The 16105-nt window shown below is 46.1% G+C and carries 14 protein-coding genes; 4 read left to right on the forward strand and 10 right to left on the reverse strand.

Annotated features, from left to right (window positions below; genetic code table 11):
• Nucleotides 1-77: 77 nt before the first annotated feature.
• From AYO36_RS13405 to AYO36_RS13420, 4 genes are all read right to left on the reverse strand, one after another.
• On the reverse strand, nucleotides 78-377 hold the full coding sequence (locus AYO36_RS13405; protein WP_050677188.1) for a DUF3817 domain-containing protein: 300 nt from the start codon (nucleotides 375-377) through the stop codon (nucleotides 78-80).
• Nucleotides 378-455: 78 nt separating this feature from the next.
• On the reverse strand, nucleotides 456-1421 hold the full coding sequence (locus AYO36_RS13410; protein WP_064300708.1) for a ring-cleaving dioxygenase: 966 nt from the start codon (nucleotides 1419-1421) through the stop codon (nucleotides 456-458).
• Nucleotides 1422-1540: 119 nt separating this feature from the next.
• Nucleotides 1541-1741 carry a cold-shock protein gene (locus tag AYO36_RS13415; RefSeq protein ID WP_023469752.1) on the reverse strand — a complete coding sequence of 67 codons (201 nt, stop codon included), beginning with the start codon at nucleotides 1739-1741 and terminating at the stop codon, nucleotides 1541-1543.
• A gap of 275 nt (nucleotides 1742-2016) precedes the next feature.
• Entirely contained in the window at nucleotides 2017-4407 is a 2391-nt protein-coding gene (locus AYO36_RS13420) for an immune inhibitor A domain-containing protein (RefSeq protein ID WP_064300709.1), read from the reverse strand.
• Nucleotides 4408-4662: 255 nt separating this feature from the next.
• Between AYO36_RS13420 and AYO36_RS13425 the strand changes: the two genes are divergently transcribed.
• From AYO36_RS13425 to AYO36_RS13435, 3 genes are all read left to right on the forward strand, one after another.
• A complete protein-coding gene (locus AYO36_RS13425) occupies nucleotides 4663-6150 on the forward strand; it encodes an HD domain-containing phosphohydrolase (RefSeq protein ID WP_064300710.1) in 1488 nt (495 codons plus the stop codon).
• An 18-nt stretch (nucleotides 6151-6168) separates the two neighbouring features.
• Nucleotides 6169-6600 carry a GyrI-like domain-containing protein gene (locus tag AYO36_RS13430; RefSeq protein ID WP_050677192.1) on the forward strand — a complete coding sequence of 144 codons (432 nt, stop codon included), beginning with the start codon at nucleotides 6169-6171 and terminating at the stop codon, nucleotides 6598-6600.
• Nucleotides 6601-6773: 173 nt separating this feature from the next.
• Complete coding sequence (locus tag AYO36_RS13435; protein ID WP_064300711.1) at nucleotides 6774-8309, forward strand: M4 family metallopeptidase; 1536 nt, start codon at nucleotides 6774-6776, stop codon at nucleotides 8307-8309.
• 106 nt (nucleotides 8310-8415) lie between these two features.
• Here AYO36_RS13435 and AYO36_RS13440 read toward each other — a convergent pair whose 3' ends face one another.
• From AYO36_RS13440 to AYO36_RS13455, 4 genes are all read right to left on the reverse strand, one after another.
• Nucleotides 8416-9282 carry a hypothetical protein gene (locus AYO36_RS13440; RefSeq protein WP_064300712.1) on the reverse strand — a complete coding sequence of 289 codons (867 nt, stop codon included), beginning with the start codon at nucleotides 9280-9282 and terminating at the stop codon, nucleotides 8416-8418.
• A 68-nt stretch (nucleotides 9283-9350) separates the two neighbouring features.
• Nucleotides 9351-10334 (reverse strand): YhdH/YhfP family quinone oxidoreductase, encoded by a 984-nt coding sequence (locus AYO36_RS13445; protein ID WP_064300713.1) that lies wholly within the window; start codon nucleotides 10332-10334, stop codon nucleotides 9351-9353.
• A gap of 254 nt (nucleotides 10335-10588) precedes the next feature.
• Nucleotides 10589-11095, reverse strand: coding sequence for a hypothetical protein (locus AYO36_RS13450; protein ID WP_064300714.1), 507 nt, complete (start codon nucleotides 11093-11095; stop codon nucleotides 10589-10591).
• 49 nt (nucleotides 11096-11144) lie between these two features.
• Nucleotides 11145-11918: a hypothetical protein gene (locus AYO36_RS13455; protein ID WP_064300715.1), complete on the reverse strand. Its 774-nt coding sequence runs from the start codon at nucleotides 11916-11918 to the stop codon at nucleotides 11145-11147.
• A gap of 141 nt (nucleotides 11919-12059) precedes the next feature.
• Between AYO36_RS13455 and AYO36_RS13460 the strand changes: the two genes are divergently transcribed.
• Nucleotides 12060-13697, forward strand: a complete 1638-nt coding sequence (locus tag AYO36_RS13460) for a glycosyl hydrolase family 28-related protein (protein WP_064300716.1) — start codon at nucleotides 12060-12062, stop codon at nucleotides 13695-13697.
• A gap of 39 nt (nucleotides 13698-13736) precedes the next feature.
• Here the strand turns inward: AYO36_RS13460 and AYO36_RS13465 are convergent, their stop codons facing one another.
• Both AYO36_RS13465 and AYO36_RS13470 read right to left on the reverse strand, forming a co-directional pair.
• Complete coding sequence (locus AYO36_RS13465) at nucleotides 13737-14558, reverse strand: DUF1028 domain-containing protein (protein ID WP_035395554.1); 822 nt, start codon at nucleotides 14556-14558, stop codon at nucleotides 13737-13739.
• Between the two features lie 99 nt (nucleotides 14559-14657).
• Entirely contained in the window at nucleotides 14658-16061 is a 1404-nt protein-coding gene (locus AYO36_RS13470; RefSeq protein ID WP_064300717.1) for a YfcC family protein, read from the reverse strand.
• Nucleotides 16062-16105 lie beyond the last annotated feature (44 nt).

The following is a 16105-nucleotide window of genomic DNA, read 5'->3' on the forward strand; positions in this document are numbered from 1 at the left end:
GAAAAAAGCTGTGGATAACCTGCTTCGCATAGACAAAAACAGTTATCCACAGCCGTGCTCTATTCAGTATACACAATTTACGCGTTTGTTGCTTCCTGTTTTAGCTTCCAGTCGAGCACGAATGTACCAAACGGGATGAATGATGCGATGAACGCAATCCCCGCCTTGATAATCGACCAATCGTATTTGAATTTCACGACCGCGAGCCAGAGTGCATACATGACGAACAAGACACCATGAAGTGCGCCCACGACCGAAACAGCTTGCGGAATATCCGCCATATACTTTAACGGCATCGCAATCAACAGTAAGACTAAAAACGAGATTCCTTCTAGTATCGCAATCATTCGGAATTGCCCAAGCGTAGTTCTTAACATCCCGTCACTCCTTTTTCTTGATTCCTGTTCTTAGTATACGGGATGGACGATCCTTCTGTGACCTGTGTCACAGGATTGTCAGATTTCGAGTGGACGTAACCGCGCTTCGATGGCAGCTCGCTTTGGTTCAAGAAACGGTGGTAAAGCAAGCGTCTCCCCTAACGTTTCAACGGACTCATCCGTCGCGAACCCCGGTGTATCCGTCGAGAGTTCGAATAAGATATGGTTCGGTTCCCGGAAGTAAAGAGCTTGGAAATAGTGACGATCGACTTTACCGGAGTTCGGTAAGTGATAGGCATTCAGGCGTTCGACCCACTTTTCATATTCATCACTGTTCGGCACTCGGAACGCGACGTGATGCACGCCACCACGACCAAGACGTTCTCGATCGAGATCTGGCCGTGTCTCGACATGAACCTCTGCTCCGATACCACCTTCTCCCGTTGCATAGACTTCAATCGGTTCAAAGTCACCTGCTAAAGATGGATAAGAACCTACTTTTCGGAATCCCATGACTTCCGTCAGAACACGAATCGTCAACGTCGGATCGTTGACCGTTAATGTGACAGCTCCCAGTCCAACAATGGCATGCTCCGATGGAATCTCTTCTTGCGGCCATGGTACACCACCTGCGACACCTGCCTCACCATCTTCCGCGACGAGAATCAAGCGTGTTCCTTCCTGATCACGAAAGGCTAGTGTTTGGCGCCCTGCTCGCTCGACGATTTCATCGTGATCCACACCTTTCGCTTCAAAACGTCGTTTCCAAAAATGAAGTGCAGCCGTTGTTTTGACACGAAGCGATGTCGAAGAGATACTCGATGCCCCCGGTACACCCGTTCCAAGATGCGGAATATCAAAAAACGTCAAGTCCGTTCCTGGATTCCCTTCCGCATCTCCATAAAACAGATGATACGATGTCGTGTCATCTTGATTGACAGTCTTTTTGATCAGACGCATGCCAAGTATTTGTGTGTAGAATTGATAATTGCGTTCCGCCATGCCTGTTAAGATCGATACATGATGAATTCCGAGTAATTCCATCTTCCTCACTCCTTGTCAATGATTTGGTAATTGGAGTATATCTCACATTTATCTTGAATTCAAGATATTAGTCTAATAAAAAACCGCCCCTCCGAAAAGGGACGATTGAATAGTTGAAATTAAAGTTTTACGACGTTAGCAGCTTGTGCTCCACGTGCGCCTTCAGTGATTTCGAACTCAACTTCTTGACCTTCGTCAAGAGTTTTGAAGCCTTCACCAGTGATTGCTGAGAAATGTACGAATACGTCTTCTCCGCCTTCAACTTCGATGAAACCGAAACCTTTTTCTGCGTTAAACCATTTTACTTTACCTGTGTTCATGGGAACAACCTCCAAAAATAAATTACTTAATACATATGCTGGGCATATGAAAAGAATTCATTATTGTCCCGAAATACATGGAGCAACGAAAAGATTGTTCGTGACACGATGTGAATCCGTAATGACAATAACAATATTAAGCTAACGTAAGTATAGAATGGATGCGCTTTAAAAGTCAAGTTGTCAGACCAATGTTTTTTCCAATTGATTCCACTTCTTCTACATAACTAAAATAAAAAACAGGTTCAGCCGAAACTGAACCTGTTCTTCTGTTTTTAACGGTGGATCCAGACTGCTCCAGCAGAGTTGTCTTTCGCTTCACCGATGACTTGAATCTTCAGCCCGTTGTTCGGAAGCAATTTCCCTGCGTCCGGAATCAACTGGTTGATGTACGATTTCGAATCATCAAACTTCGTCACACCTGGGAGACCTTTGTAGTCATAGAGTCCACGTGATGGCGAATCGATGAGCCATGCAGGTGCTTTATCATAACTGAAAGCAGCATCTGCGATCTGGTAACGTGTGCTTCCTGTCGTAACCGGCTTACCGTTGAGTGTTCCAACGATTGCTTCAGGATGTGAGTCGACGACTCCGAGGAATCCTTCACCTGGGTGTACGCCAACCCAGTTATCGTTGAAGCTTGAATCGCCATACCAGACGACAAGACCTGTGTTGTACTTAACGCCTCGTGCATGCTCGAGTGCTTTATCCGAGCCTGCATAGTTACGCCATTCGAGGTAGTACGCGTTATCGGCATAAGAGAAACCGTCTGAAGCAACGAAACCATCTAGAGTGAACTTCGGAGTACCCTCTGCATCATCCTCAAAGACGACTTTACCGTCAACTGTCAACTTCGCGTTATCAAGTGCAAATCCGTCTAGTGCAAGTCCACCATCTGTCACGTATTCAAATTTCAACGTGACTTTTTTACCCGCGAATTCGCTCAGGTCATATGATTTATCAACCCATGCTCCTTTTGTTGATTCGGCACGCTGATCACCGTCTGTATCTTGATCACCGATTGTATCGATGACTTTCGATTGCCCGTCAGCAGTAGCTGTGACTGTCAAGTAATCGTAATCGAATTCAACATCGTAAAAGGCTTTGAAGTCGAACTTCGCTTCTTTTGCATTCGTCAAATCAAATTCTGGTGAAGTCATCGACGTATGCAAATCGTCACCTTTCGTGCTGTAGTAATACTTCTTACCGTAAGCCGGCGTGATACCTTTCACTGGCTTTTTCGGTAAGTTGACCTTGATGATACCAGGATTTTTTGATTTCGTGACACTCTGGTCGAGATACGATGCCGTTCCTGCTTTCGTGAGTGAATCAAAATCAATCTGTTGGATGTTTGCCCAGTTTCCACCCATCACGTTTTGGAAGAACTCTTTGTTTTGTGGTGAGAAACTTGTTGGTTCTGTTCCAGCAACTTTACCATTCCAGCTACCACCACTCATGATCGACCAAGACGCAACTGGTTCACCTTGACCTGTGTACTGTGTATCGTACTCATCAGGAAGTCCAAGATCATGACCAAATTCGTGCGCGAAGACACCGACTGCACCATCTTCTGGTTGAACCGTATAATCATAAGCAGCCATTTTTCCGCCCCAGTAATTGACGCTTGCCGTCGTATCCGCAACCGGATACACGCTACCAAGTGTCCAGCGGTGTGACCAGATCGCGTCGTCACCGAGCTTACCGCCGCCTGCTTCTTGTCCTGTACCAGCATGAATGATCATCAAGTGATCGACGAGACCATCTGGCTCATTCAAGTCGCCATCGCCGTCCATATCGTACTGGTCGAACTTATCGTAATCTGCTAAGTTAATGCCAGCTTTAACAGCTGCATTCAAGGAATCCTTGACGAGACCACGTGGTCCTTTTGCGCCAGGCAAGTTATCGTTTCCACCTGCAGGATTATCCGAACCATAATCTTTTGCTGTTCCAGGAACAGTCAACCAATTGGACACCGTACCATCTACCGAGTAACTACCACCTGATTGTTCTTCATAGAACTGTTTGAACGTTTTTACTTTGTCTCCGTTGAAGAGTTCGAACTCTTGATCACCAAACATTAAATCTTGATAATGTTTTTGGTTGAAGTCATCTGAATACATATATCCAGGCTCTTGAACGACGTTGTTGTGCTTGAAGTCGCTGTACTCGACGAGAAGGACGAGGACTTTGTCCGTCCGTGTCGCACCGTTATAGGCTGCCTGTTTTGCTTTATCCACTTTGACGAAGCCATTCGGATTACCTTTTTTGTAGTTGTCGTGTTTTTTCTTTAATTGTTTAGCAAGTTGTTCCTTTTGTTTTGTTAAGAAGTCTTTTGTTTTCTTATCAAACGCGGCTTCTTTACTTGATTCATGATCGTGGTCATGATCGACGGCCGGTTTTCCGTTCGCCTTTTTGTCCAGATACTTTTGAACGGCTTTTTGTTTTGCTTCTGCTGAAGCTGCTTTTGAGATGACCCCACGTTTTTCAAGCACTTTTGCTAATCGATCCTGATCGACCGTGTTCAAATCCATCGGTGCACCAGGTGCTACTTTTTCTGCTGCTTGTACGGACGTTACCTGCCCACCAGGTAAGACCGGACCAACAGCAAATGCAGCTGCCGTAATTCCAGATAGAACGGCTAGACTAAGCTGTTTCTTTTTTCCCACGTGAATTGACCCCCTATGTAGTAGTGAAAAGCATCTGATTACTATACTTTTCTGAATATTCAAATCATAGATTATTTTATTTCGTTAATCAATTGCTTTTAAGACAATTAGTGCTTTGTAACCATACCTATTTTTGGGGATTATTTTCAAAAGATTTTCAAAGGATTCTTTCACCTCTTTTTCAAAAAAATACGTTCTTATTATTTTAGAAAACGGTACGCTGAAAGCACTCTAATTCACTTAAGGGAGGATACAATGAGCGCTTTACAACGTTTTGAACGTCACTTACTAAGGAACTATCTAATCGGTTCATTCGTCGCTGTCTTCGGCGTCGGATGTCTGTTTATTTTTGAGACGCTTACCTTCACTAGAACCGAACAATTGATGTTGATGGGGCTCATGGCCGTATCTGTCAGTCTGATGTTTTTACTCGAATACACAGTCTATTCGCGACATATTCACCCTTTACGTCGTTTCTTCCAAAACGATATTCCGTCTCTCGTCTCGTTTCAGGAGGCTTATCAAACGGTACATCGTTTTCCGGTACTGACTGTCCAGCGCATCATGGGACCTCATTTTTTAGGACTTTCTGTTCCCGCTTCACTTCTGACAGCACTAGCGATCTCTCAAGGATGGTTACAGATGCCGTACTATTTGATTGGTCTTGCTTGTTTTGGTGCGGTCCTCGTCGCCATTCTGCATGCGCTGATTGAGTTTTTTCTAACCTATCGTGTCACGGAGCACATGCTTCTGACGTTAGAGAAGTATGCTTTTGAACATGGATTTGATTTTCCAAAAAAAACGACAGTTGTCACGCTAAGACAAAAAATGCTCATCAGCATACTCATCATCGGTGTTTTCCCGATCATGCTGTTCGTTCTCGCCTCAGCTGTCCAGTTAACGGAAAATGAGAGCCTTCGCTCTTACTGGAGTTGGGCGACACTTATTTTAATCGTCATCTTATCCGTTGCGACGTTTTGTAGTCTTCTTCTCTATGAAAACATCCGTAAACCAATCGCTACCCTGCAACAAGGGATTCAAGATGTCGAAAGCAATCGACTCGTCTCATTACCGAATCCATATTCAGACGAGTTCTCCCATCTCGTTTCTGGTTTTAACTTGATGATGGAAGGTATTAAAAAGCGTGATGCGGAAAACGAACAGTTACTTGATAGTTTGTTTACCTTGTTTGCTGCGACACTAGATGCCCGTGATCCTTACACAGCCGGTCATTCCGTTCGTGTCGCTGCCTATTCAGTCGAAATCGCTATCGCTGCCAATCTACCGAACGAACAAATCGAACTGTTACGTAAATCCGCGCTGTTACATGACATCGGAAAAATTGGGATTCGAGACGATGTGTTATTGAAAGAAGGACGTCTCACAGACGAAGAATTTCAGATCATTCAGCAACATCCAGTCATCGGTGTGCACATTCTATCGCAAGTTCAGCTACCAAAGACGTTACAACCGATTCTTCCTGGGGTAAAGTACCATCACGAACGCTATGACGGAAAGGGGTATCCGGAAGGTCTCGTAGGAGAGGACATTCCACTCTTCGGTCGAATCATGGCGATTGCTGACGCCTATGATGCGATGACATCCGACCGTCCTTATCGTAAGGGAATGTCCGCAGAAAAAGCCTTGTCGATTTTAGAAGAAGGTATGGGTACACAATGGGACGCCACCTTTACGCGTCTATTTCTAGATTTGAAGCGTTCGCCCGTCGAGGACGTGTCATAAGAAGGAAGGGAGTTTCTGATGCATCCAAAAATCGTTGAACGCCATGAATTTTATTTTGTGGGACTTGGACTGACGTGTGAAGAGAACGAGTTGCATACATTGATGCCGGAACTCTGGCGTGAATTTTCAAGACGTTCGCATGAGATCCCTGCAAAGCTGGACAGTTATCCGCTCGATATCTCGCTCGAACGAAACGGAACCAAATATTCGCAATGTGTCGGGTATCCCGTCTCGTCGCTTGAACAGATTCCTAAAGGTATGAAAGGGCATCGGATTCCTGCTGCGCGTTATGTCTTCTGGAAGCACGAAGGACCGGATATCGAAATTTGGAAATCGTTCGAGAAAATCCAACGCTTCGCTTCAAAACAAGGAATTGAGCTTGACCCACATGATTTTAAAATTGATGAGACCCGAGATGACGTCCACCATCTCTACCAACGCATTCGCTGAACCATTCTCTTGAATGGTTCTTTTTTCGTCTTGAAATATCTTTTACACTTAATAATTCAGTACAGGTACTACGGACTATATTCAGAAAATTCTATTTAATTCGAATGACTTATTCTCGCTTCTCTGATTCTTTGGCATAGTTAGACTCAACCCAAACAAGGAGGCGATTTATTTTGAAAAAGTTTCTCGCTACATCGCTTGTCGCAAGTGTACTTGTCGTTCCTACGGTAGTAGGTGCAGAAGGTCTTCAGTCTGGTAAGCTCACGAAAGCTTCGTCAGAACCAGCTGCAACGATCGTTAAAGATTTCGTGAACAAAAAAGGTGACTTTGCTGTTCAGAACGTCGAAAAAGACGGATCTTCACAGATCGTACGTCTCCAACAAGAAGTGGATGGCGTCCCTGTCTTTGGTAGTGTCGTCGTCGGGAACGTCGCGAAAGACGGTACTTTGAAAGCAGTCGTAAACGATGCGATCAACGTCAAAGGAAAACCAGGTCTCGCGAAAAAAGCAACGCTCTCTGAAAAGAAAGCTATCAAACTTTATCAAAAAGCAATCAAGGCTTCTGAATTCGAAGTCGCTCCAAAAGCAGAACTCGTCATCTATCCAGTAAAAGATGATGCTGTCTATGCATACAAAGTCACATCGACAGTCCTCGCGGGCAAAGAGCCATCACGTTGGACTTACTTCATCGATGCGAACTCAGGTAAAGTACTTAATAAATATGACCAACTCGCACATGCAAAGCCAGTCAACACTGTAACAGGTACAAACGCTGTCGGTACGGGAACAACGGTTCTTGGGACAAGCGCGACATTCAACACAGTGAAAAGTGGTTCGTATTACTATCTTCAAGATTCAACACGCGGTAAAGGAATCTACACATATGACGCGAAAAACCGTAACACTCTCCCAGGATCACTCTGGGCTGATCTCGATAACCAATTTAATACGACATATGACCGCGCAGCTGTCAGTGCGCACGTCAACGCTGCTAAAACATATGACTTCTACAAGAACACATATGGTCGCAACAGTTACGACAATGCAGGTGCTGCTCTGAACTCAACGGTTCACTATTCAACGAGCTACAACAATGCATTCTGGGATGGCACGAAGATGGTATACGGTGACGGTGATGGTTCAACGTTCACATACCTCTCTGGCGCACTCGACGTCGTTGCACACGAATTGACGCACGCTGTCACAGAATACACAGCTGGTCTCGTATACCAAAACGAATCTGGTGCGATCAACGAAGCCGTTTCAGATATCATGGGTACGGTTGCTGAATACTCAGTCGGATCGAACTTCGACTGGCTCGTAGGAGAAGACATCTACACACCAGGAGTCAGCGGTGACGCACTCCGCTCGATGTCGAACCCAGCAGCTTACGGTGATCCAGATCACTACTCTAAACGTTACACAGGTACACAAGATAACGGTGGTGTCCACATCAACTCTGGTATCATCAACAAAGCCGCTTACCTCCTCGGTAACGGTGGAACGTTCTACAACGTATCTGTCACAGGAATCGGCGTGCCGAAACTCGGTGCGATCTACTACCGTGCTCTCAACGTGTACTTGACTCCGAACTCGAACTTCAGCTCACTCCGTGCAGCAGTCGTTCAATCGGCGAAAGACCTTTACGGTTCAACAAGTGCAGAAGCAACAGCTGCAGCGAAATCATTTGATGCAGTAGGCGTCTACTAAGAAAATCTCCTCCCAAAGGATTTTCATATTTCCTCCCGAGTGTCGGACTCGGGAGGTTTTTTGCGCAAAAAAAGACGAATTCGCTTGAAGCGAATTCGCCGTTCATTCATTCTTGTCCAGGATCACGCGCAAGACGTAAACGCATCTTTCCGTTATCCGGGAACACTTTTAGTTGTAAGGATTCTCCCTCGTACCACGTACCATAGCTCGTATCGACGACAGGTTCACCCAGTGTCGATAATCCACCAGTCGAAGCATTCGTCCAGTCAATCGCTTCAATGATTCCATCCGAGACGACAAGCAGATATCCAGCATTCGAGAAGTAATACGTATTGACGGCATCCTGTTGTGTATTACCAACAGCACCATACTTCGCTTCGAATTCAGCAATCGGTTTTCCGAGATACTGCTCCGGCTTGTCAATCGGTTGATTAGCGACTGCTTGCGAGAGCGCCGCAAGAACGGCTTCGTCTGACGTCCCTTTTGGTGCTTCCAAACGAACATCACTTTCCGGTAAGTATCCTTCGATGCTGTCATTGAGTTTGAGATGGACCATGCCGTCCTTTGCATCCAGTACCTCATAAACATCACCTAAATCTGCTTTGTAGATGACACTACTACGATTCGCATCACCGTAAACGTTCGCGAACGGACGCGTCACCCAAGCCGCTTGCGCATACTCTGCTGCTTTTTTCTTTGCTTTCTTCTTTTCTTTTTTCGCTTCTTTTTTATCATCCGTTGCTGCTGTTTTCTTCTTTGACTCTTCGTTTTGTGTTGCTTGATCAGTCGTTTTCGGCTTCTCGAGCGTCGATGTTGCTTGAGAAGCGTCGTTGTTCGTCAACATGTATAACCAACCACCGACGATGAAAAGCGTTGCTAAAATACCTCCGAAAGCAATCCCTCGACGATTGCGTTTTTGTTTCCGTCTTTCTTGTCGAGACTGTCGTTCTTGTTCTTGTTGGTGTTCACTCATGTATGGTTCCTCCTGAAAAAGTCGACACAGTTTTTCCCCACTATACCACCAATGTTTACTCGAAATATTTAAATTTCGATGACAGTTCGACCACGATGACGTGAAGTCAGCAAGGCTTCTGTAATTTCAGGTAAATCGTTTAGTGTTTTGATATCGACTTCTGACGCAAGATCGACCTGCCAGTCACTCGCTAAACGTTGCCATAGCTCTTCGCGATAGGCGATTGGTGTTTGCACCGCATCGATGCCGATCAAGCGGACACCACGTAAGATGAAGGGATAGACTGTCAACGTCATTTCTGCCCCACCGACGTTCCCACACGTCGTGACGACACCACCATATTGCACGAAGCGAATGACGGACGCGAGCAATGGTCCCCCGACCGTATCAATGACACCGGCATAAAGCCCTTTTTTTAGAGGACGATCGGTTTCTTCTAGGAATGTCGTGCGGTCTAGTACCTTAGCCACCCCTTTTTTGAGCAATCGTTCTTGTTCTACTCGTTTTCCGGTCACAGCATGTACCGTGTATCCTAATCGAATCAGTAAAGAAATCGCAATCGTACCAACCCCACCTGTCGCTCCCGTCACGAGGATCGGTCCTGCATCCTTCGAGACGATTCGCAACAATTCATCAACCGATTGCGCTGCCGTCAATCCGGCCGTTCCATATTGCATCGCTTCTAATGGACGAATGGATTCTGGGAGTAGCGTCACCCAATCGGCTGGTACGCGTATGTATTCTTGAAATCCGCCTGAAGTGTTCATCCCGAAATCAAAGCCATTGACGACGACGGCTTGACCGATATGAAATCGTTCATCTGTCGTTTGTTCGATGTATCCTGCTGCGTCAACGCCCGGGGTATGAGGATAGGATTTCGTCACCCCACGATTACCCGATATCGATAAAGCATCCTTATAGTTGACGCATGAGTGTGTGACACGAATCAGGATATCTCCTTCTGGTAAATCATCGACGTGCTTTGTCTCGATATTCCCCTCGTATGATCCATCGACTTCGCGAACGACGAATGCTGAAAAAGTGTGTTCCATGATCTCTCTCCTTTCGCTTGTGCTTCTCTATACCCTGTTGTTTCCATCGACACACTAAAAATCCCTGCCGTTTCTCAAAGAAACGACAGGGAGCGGGGACGGAAAAAGCATCAGGGTTCCATAGGTGGTCAAAGGTAACAGGTCAATCTGTCAATGGTTCGTGGTCATCGGTTTGCCGTCGCCATTTCTTCTCCACAGAGGAAAATTGAGGTCCGTCCCCTCCCCTTGACGCGGAGTCTCACCACGCCAAGGAATTACATGTAACGTCCACCATCAAAATCGATCGTCGTCTGGTAGTTCGCGGCATTAATTGCATTCGATACTTTGTGTGCTCGTCGTTCCACTTCCTCCGCTTTTAAACGATAGGCATCTGGATCAAACAAGGCATGACGAATGATCGTCGTCCCTTCGAATCCATATTGGAACTCGCGTTTTGGTCGACTTGCGAGCATCTGATAGTTTTGTGCCTTTGCCCGTAATTGGGTAGCCCACTCGATCGCTTCGACGAGTGATATGTCTCCTTCCTCCGTCTCAATTACGGTGTTTAAATTCGCTGCATAAACGAGACGATCCAAGACCCGCATGTCATGACGTACGATGTCCATGGCGGCTTCGACATCGGTTAAGGTTCGACCTTGTTGCGCGGGGAGTGCTTCTCCCTTTTCTAAATCAATGAACGCGACGCGCTCCATCTCTTCAATCAACTGATCAAGCTGTTTCCTCAGGATACTCTTTAATTTCACAGCATCTGCTAGGTACATCATCATCTCCCCTTTCCTGTTCCATTTACGTCACCTAATTCAAAAAGTTTCAATTGAACTGGTGGACGAAGTCTCCGAATTCTCCCTGGATCGTTTGTTTATCCCTCTCCGATAACGTAGTAGCTTTTTCTGTGTACCGTTCTAAGAGATAGGTTTTTATTAAGAGATGGGAAGGTTGAAATCCGATCCGCAGGAACCATTCCTGAAACGTCTCTGTATCATGCCGCTGTAAACGGACCGGTAGGATCTGATTGAACTGGATGAGCTGTTTGCGAATCCAGGCATCCGGTAAATCAATTTGTTTCTCGATCGAAACATAATCGTTATGTATAGGCTGCAACGGGATATCCGTTCTTATCAAGTCTTCATCTTGTTTCTTGGTCTTTCGACGTTTCCGCCAAACGATATAGCTTATGATGACTAGAGGGAGAACAAGCAGACTCATCAGTAACATCGATGAGGACGATCCTCCTTTTTCATTCGTACCTCGTTTAGCATTTTCAACTCCTATAGTGAAGATCTTATTCTTTTTCTTTTTCGGTTTGAGGTCTTTCTGCTTCTTCGGCTTTTTCTTGGTATCCCAAGCACGTAAATCTTCATCATTCTTCATTTTCTTTTTAGGTAACCATGAAAGAAATCGAATGTTTAACAATTCGCCTTTTTTCTTGCAGTTCGGTTTACACGATCTATTTGTTTCGATTCCAGACGGCTGAACCGCTTTTGGCTTCATTGCTTGAACAGCCGCTTCTGTCAGTGGCTTACCGATCCCTAATAGCAGCAAAATCAGTCCGATACCAATTACGAGTCGTTTTCGAAGTGACATCAGAAGACCCCCTCTTTTAAATACCATTATAATCCATATTAAAAATTTTTGTGTATTTTTATGGATGTCTTGAAACAAGGAATGATTGTGTAAAGAGAGGGGAAAAGGTAGACAGACCTATTCAGAGAGGGGAACCATTTCATGTTAAAACTCGATCACACGCATGATCCGTATCAAAATGCGGCGTTGATTCAGGAATACGTTGAAACGTCAACCAACGAACAAGCAGTTCGACAAGCGGAACAACTGCTACACGATAGTCCATTCGTCGCACCACGACGCAATCCTAACCTCAGTCGAACGCTTCGTTCAATGATCTCGCCATTATTTTTGACGAACCGTGATAAACATATTCTACCGCTGACACCCGCTTTCGTGACACCACGCGATGAGATTCGACCGAGTTGGTTCGGTCGTCTCAATCATGAGTTCGAACGTTTGATCAGCGATGTCGAAACCGTCGATGTCTCGAACTACGGTGCAGTCGGTGATGGACAGACGGATGATACACAAGCGTTCATCGACGCAATCGGTGATGGACATCGACAAGTCCATGTCCCAGCCGGTACGTACGTCGTTCGGGGGATTCGTTTGCCTAGTTACACGATTTTAACGGGAGCCGGTAAAGGGAAAACGATTATAAAGATGCACGATGAGTCATCAAAAGGACGACGTCTCGTGACGAACCAAAATTATCTTCTCGGCAATCATCATCTACTCGTCGAAAAAATGACGCTTGATTGGAACATTAAACGCATCGGTGACGCGAAAAAAAGTAGCACATGGGGCAACCACTCCAGTTGTCTTACGTATGCGCATGTCACCTATGGCTGGGTCTTTGATGTTGAGGCCGTCAACCCGGGACTTCACTGTTTTGATATCTCGACACCATATTACAATTACAACGGAGATGGAGCTCGAGCAAATTTAAGTAGTTCATTCATCTGGTTCGATGGATTGACCGGTTATGGATTCGGCGATGACGGGATTACGACGCATCATAGCGATCATCTCTTCATCTCGAACTGTTTCATGCATGATCCAAGTGGACGTGCCCATGCAGAAGGCTTTTCCAATTCAAATGGAATCGAAGTCGATGATGGATCACGCGACGTCTGGTTGTTCAATAACGCAACAAGTCGTTGTTTCGGTGGACTTGAGATTAAGGCACATGCAACCTCTTCTGCTGCCTCGACCGTCAAAATCGTCGGACACCTATCGATTGATGATCATCGCGCCTTTAACTTCCGACACATCGGTCACCATCAAGCGACTGATCCGACGTCTCAGACGGCTTATAATATCATCGCAACGCGTTTGATTGCTCAGACTCCTAAATATACAGAACTCTATGCGAATTCAAAACCGCGTGCGCTCGTCGTTTCCGCTTATCGTAATGTCGTCATACATGATTTTACGGTGCTCGGTGATCCGTATTATGACTATCAAGAACAACCGATGATCGGGATTCAATATAAGGCTCGGAACGTCACGATCAGTCAGTTGAAGATGAGCGGATTCCGTCAAGCGAAAACGGACATCCAAATCTTTGGGGGAGAAAACGGAGCTGAGGATGTACGCCTTCGTGATATCCGCATCGAGGATTCCGCCAAACACGGGATTACGATCGGTCCAGACATCACGCGTATCAAGTTGACGAACGTGGCATTAAAAGGAGACGGAACAGTTGGCTTGAACGCTAAATCGGAACCGGAAATGGAACGATTCATCGCGACCGGATTCAAAGTACCGATTCGCGCCCAGTCGACACAAGTATGAAAAATGACAGGATGGACCGAGGTCCATCCTGTCATTTTTTCATTGGGATCGAATATACGCGAGAACACGTGTATCAATCGCACGATCCGCTTGTTCGCGCATCTCGAAGTTTTCCGTGTGCAGATATGTTCGGAACGCGTCTTCGAAATCACCGCGATAGCCAAGCGCTAATAATTTATCCATCAACTCTGACTCTAAGACATCATCGATCGGCTTGATTTCCTCCGGCTTACTCGGTTGTAGATAAAGGGTATGCAGTTGATAGATGCGTTCGAGCTCTTCAATCGGACTCGGATGATCGTCAACGCGTAAATCAATATAACGGTCGTTGAATCCACCGTATCCGCCACCCTCCTTGACGACGAGCAGTGCCGCTGACTGCATTCCGCGTGAGTCTCCGCCTGCTGCTTGACCAGCTGCTAACGCACGCAATAAACGTTCTGCAAGCGGACCTTGCGTTGATTCAAAGACACGTGCCATCTCTTTCACCGTATTACCGTCTACAAGAATATTCCCTTGCGCTGCAAAGTGTTTCCCGGCAATACCGCCTGCCCAGTCGTTACATCCCTCACCCGTGAATGTCGCACTCTTGCCATTCGCATCGATGATCCCGACCTGGCGATCCGCTCGTCCTTCATCTGCTTCCGTCAATCGACGTAGCACCTCGTCCGCTGAAGCGCCTTGTTCGATCATCCGCAATCCTTCAGGACCATACGTCGTGTTTGCAAACGATTGTGTCGCTACCGCACCCACTCCTGCCTTCGCAAATGGTACGGCACTCCCGACCGCTAAAAACTTCGACTGAACGGCAACACCCCACGCTTGTTCTTTTTCACAATACCCAACGATTGAATATGTCACTTCAGTTCCCCCTTTAGTCATTACCTATTCCGTTCGTGATAACGCTTCCCGATTCCTGCAACTGAAAAACCTTCCGGACAGATGTCCGAAAGGTCGACTTCATTGAATACCAAGCGTTACGGCAAGTAATAAGGCAGCACATGCCAAGGCAATCCAAATCGCGAAGAGTTTCCAGACGAAGCGTAACCATTGCTCATACGGAATGCCTGCGATTGCGAGAAATGCCATCAAATGCGCACTCGTCGGGAAAATCATGTTCGTCAGTCCATCTCCATATTGGAATGCTAAGACAGCCACTTGACGCTCGATCCCGAGTAAATCCGACAATGGTGCCATGATGGGCATCGTCGTCGCCGCTTGTCCACTCCCCGATGGAATAAAGAAGTTTGTAATCAATTGCACGGCGTACATCCCGATGACGGCAAAGAACGTCGGTAAATGTCCTACGGCATTCGATAAGCCGTAAATGACCGTATCGATAACACGTCCTTCTTCGAGAATAACGACGATTGCTCGAGCAAATCCAACAATCAAGGCGCCGAACGTCACGGCTTTTGCGCCGTCAATCAAACTCTCGAACGTACCGTTCACACCAAGCGTAACGATTCCCGCAATCATCCCGATGATCAAGAAGGATGCGGTTAATTCTGTCAAATACCAGCCCCACTCAAAGATTCCGATCACATTGAGCGTAATGCCTCCGATTAAAACCAGTAAGACGAAAGCATGACGTTTCGAAAAGCTTGAAATCGTCGTCGCTGCTTCTTCCGAACGACGTTGTTCGAGATCAAAAACAAGACTGCGCGCCGGATCATGTTTGACTTTCCGTGCGTAGTTCATGACATAAAGAATCGTCACCGCTAAAAATACGATATAAACAGCCGTTCGATAACCGAGACCACTAAAGAGCGGTACTTCCGCAATTGATTGAGCGACACCTACCGTAAACGGATTCAACATCCCACCGGCAAAACCAACCGCCGCCCCTAGACTGACAATCGCGGCTCCTGTCATCGCATCATATCCAAGGGCACGTGCTAACATGATCCCAATTGGCACGAAGATGATTGTTTCTTCTGCCATACCAATCGTTGCTCCGGCAATTGAAAAGACGAACATCGTCATCGGAATCATGATGTGCCCTTTTTGACCAAATCGACGGATTAATTGATTGATTCCCGCTTCAATAGCACCGGTTTGACGAATGATACCGAAGACACCACCAACTAAGAAAATGTAAAAAATGATCGCAGCACCCGCTTCCATGCCTTGCGGAATTGCTTCAAATAAACCAAAGAGATTGACAGGCGCAGACTCTACCGCGCGATATGTACCATCGATGACGACAGTCTGTCCGTCTTGCTTTTCACGATCGAATTGTCCTGCTGGAAGTGTATACGTCAAGATGACTGAGATGATGAGAATTGCCATGATGATGGCATATGTATGAGGCATCTTGAAGAATGATCGCTTCGACTCTGGTGCATTCGTTCGTTCATTCATGATAAAAGCCTCCTTTTTGTGTCTTTATAAGAATAATGCCCTAA

Origin of the sequence: Exiguobacterium sp. KKBO11, assembly GCF_001644945.1 — a bacterium.
Classification (GTDB): domain Bacteria; phylum Bacillota; class Bacilli; order Exiguobacteriales; family Exiguobacteriaceae; genus Exiguobacterium_A; species Exiguobacterium_A abrahamii.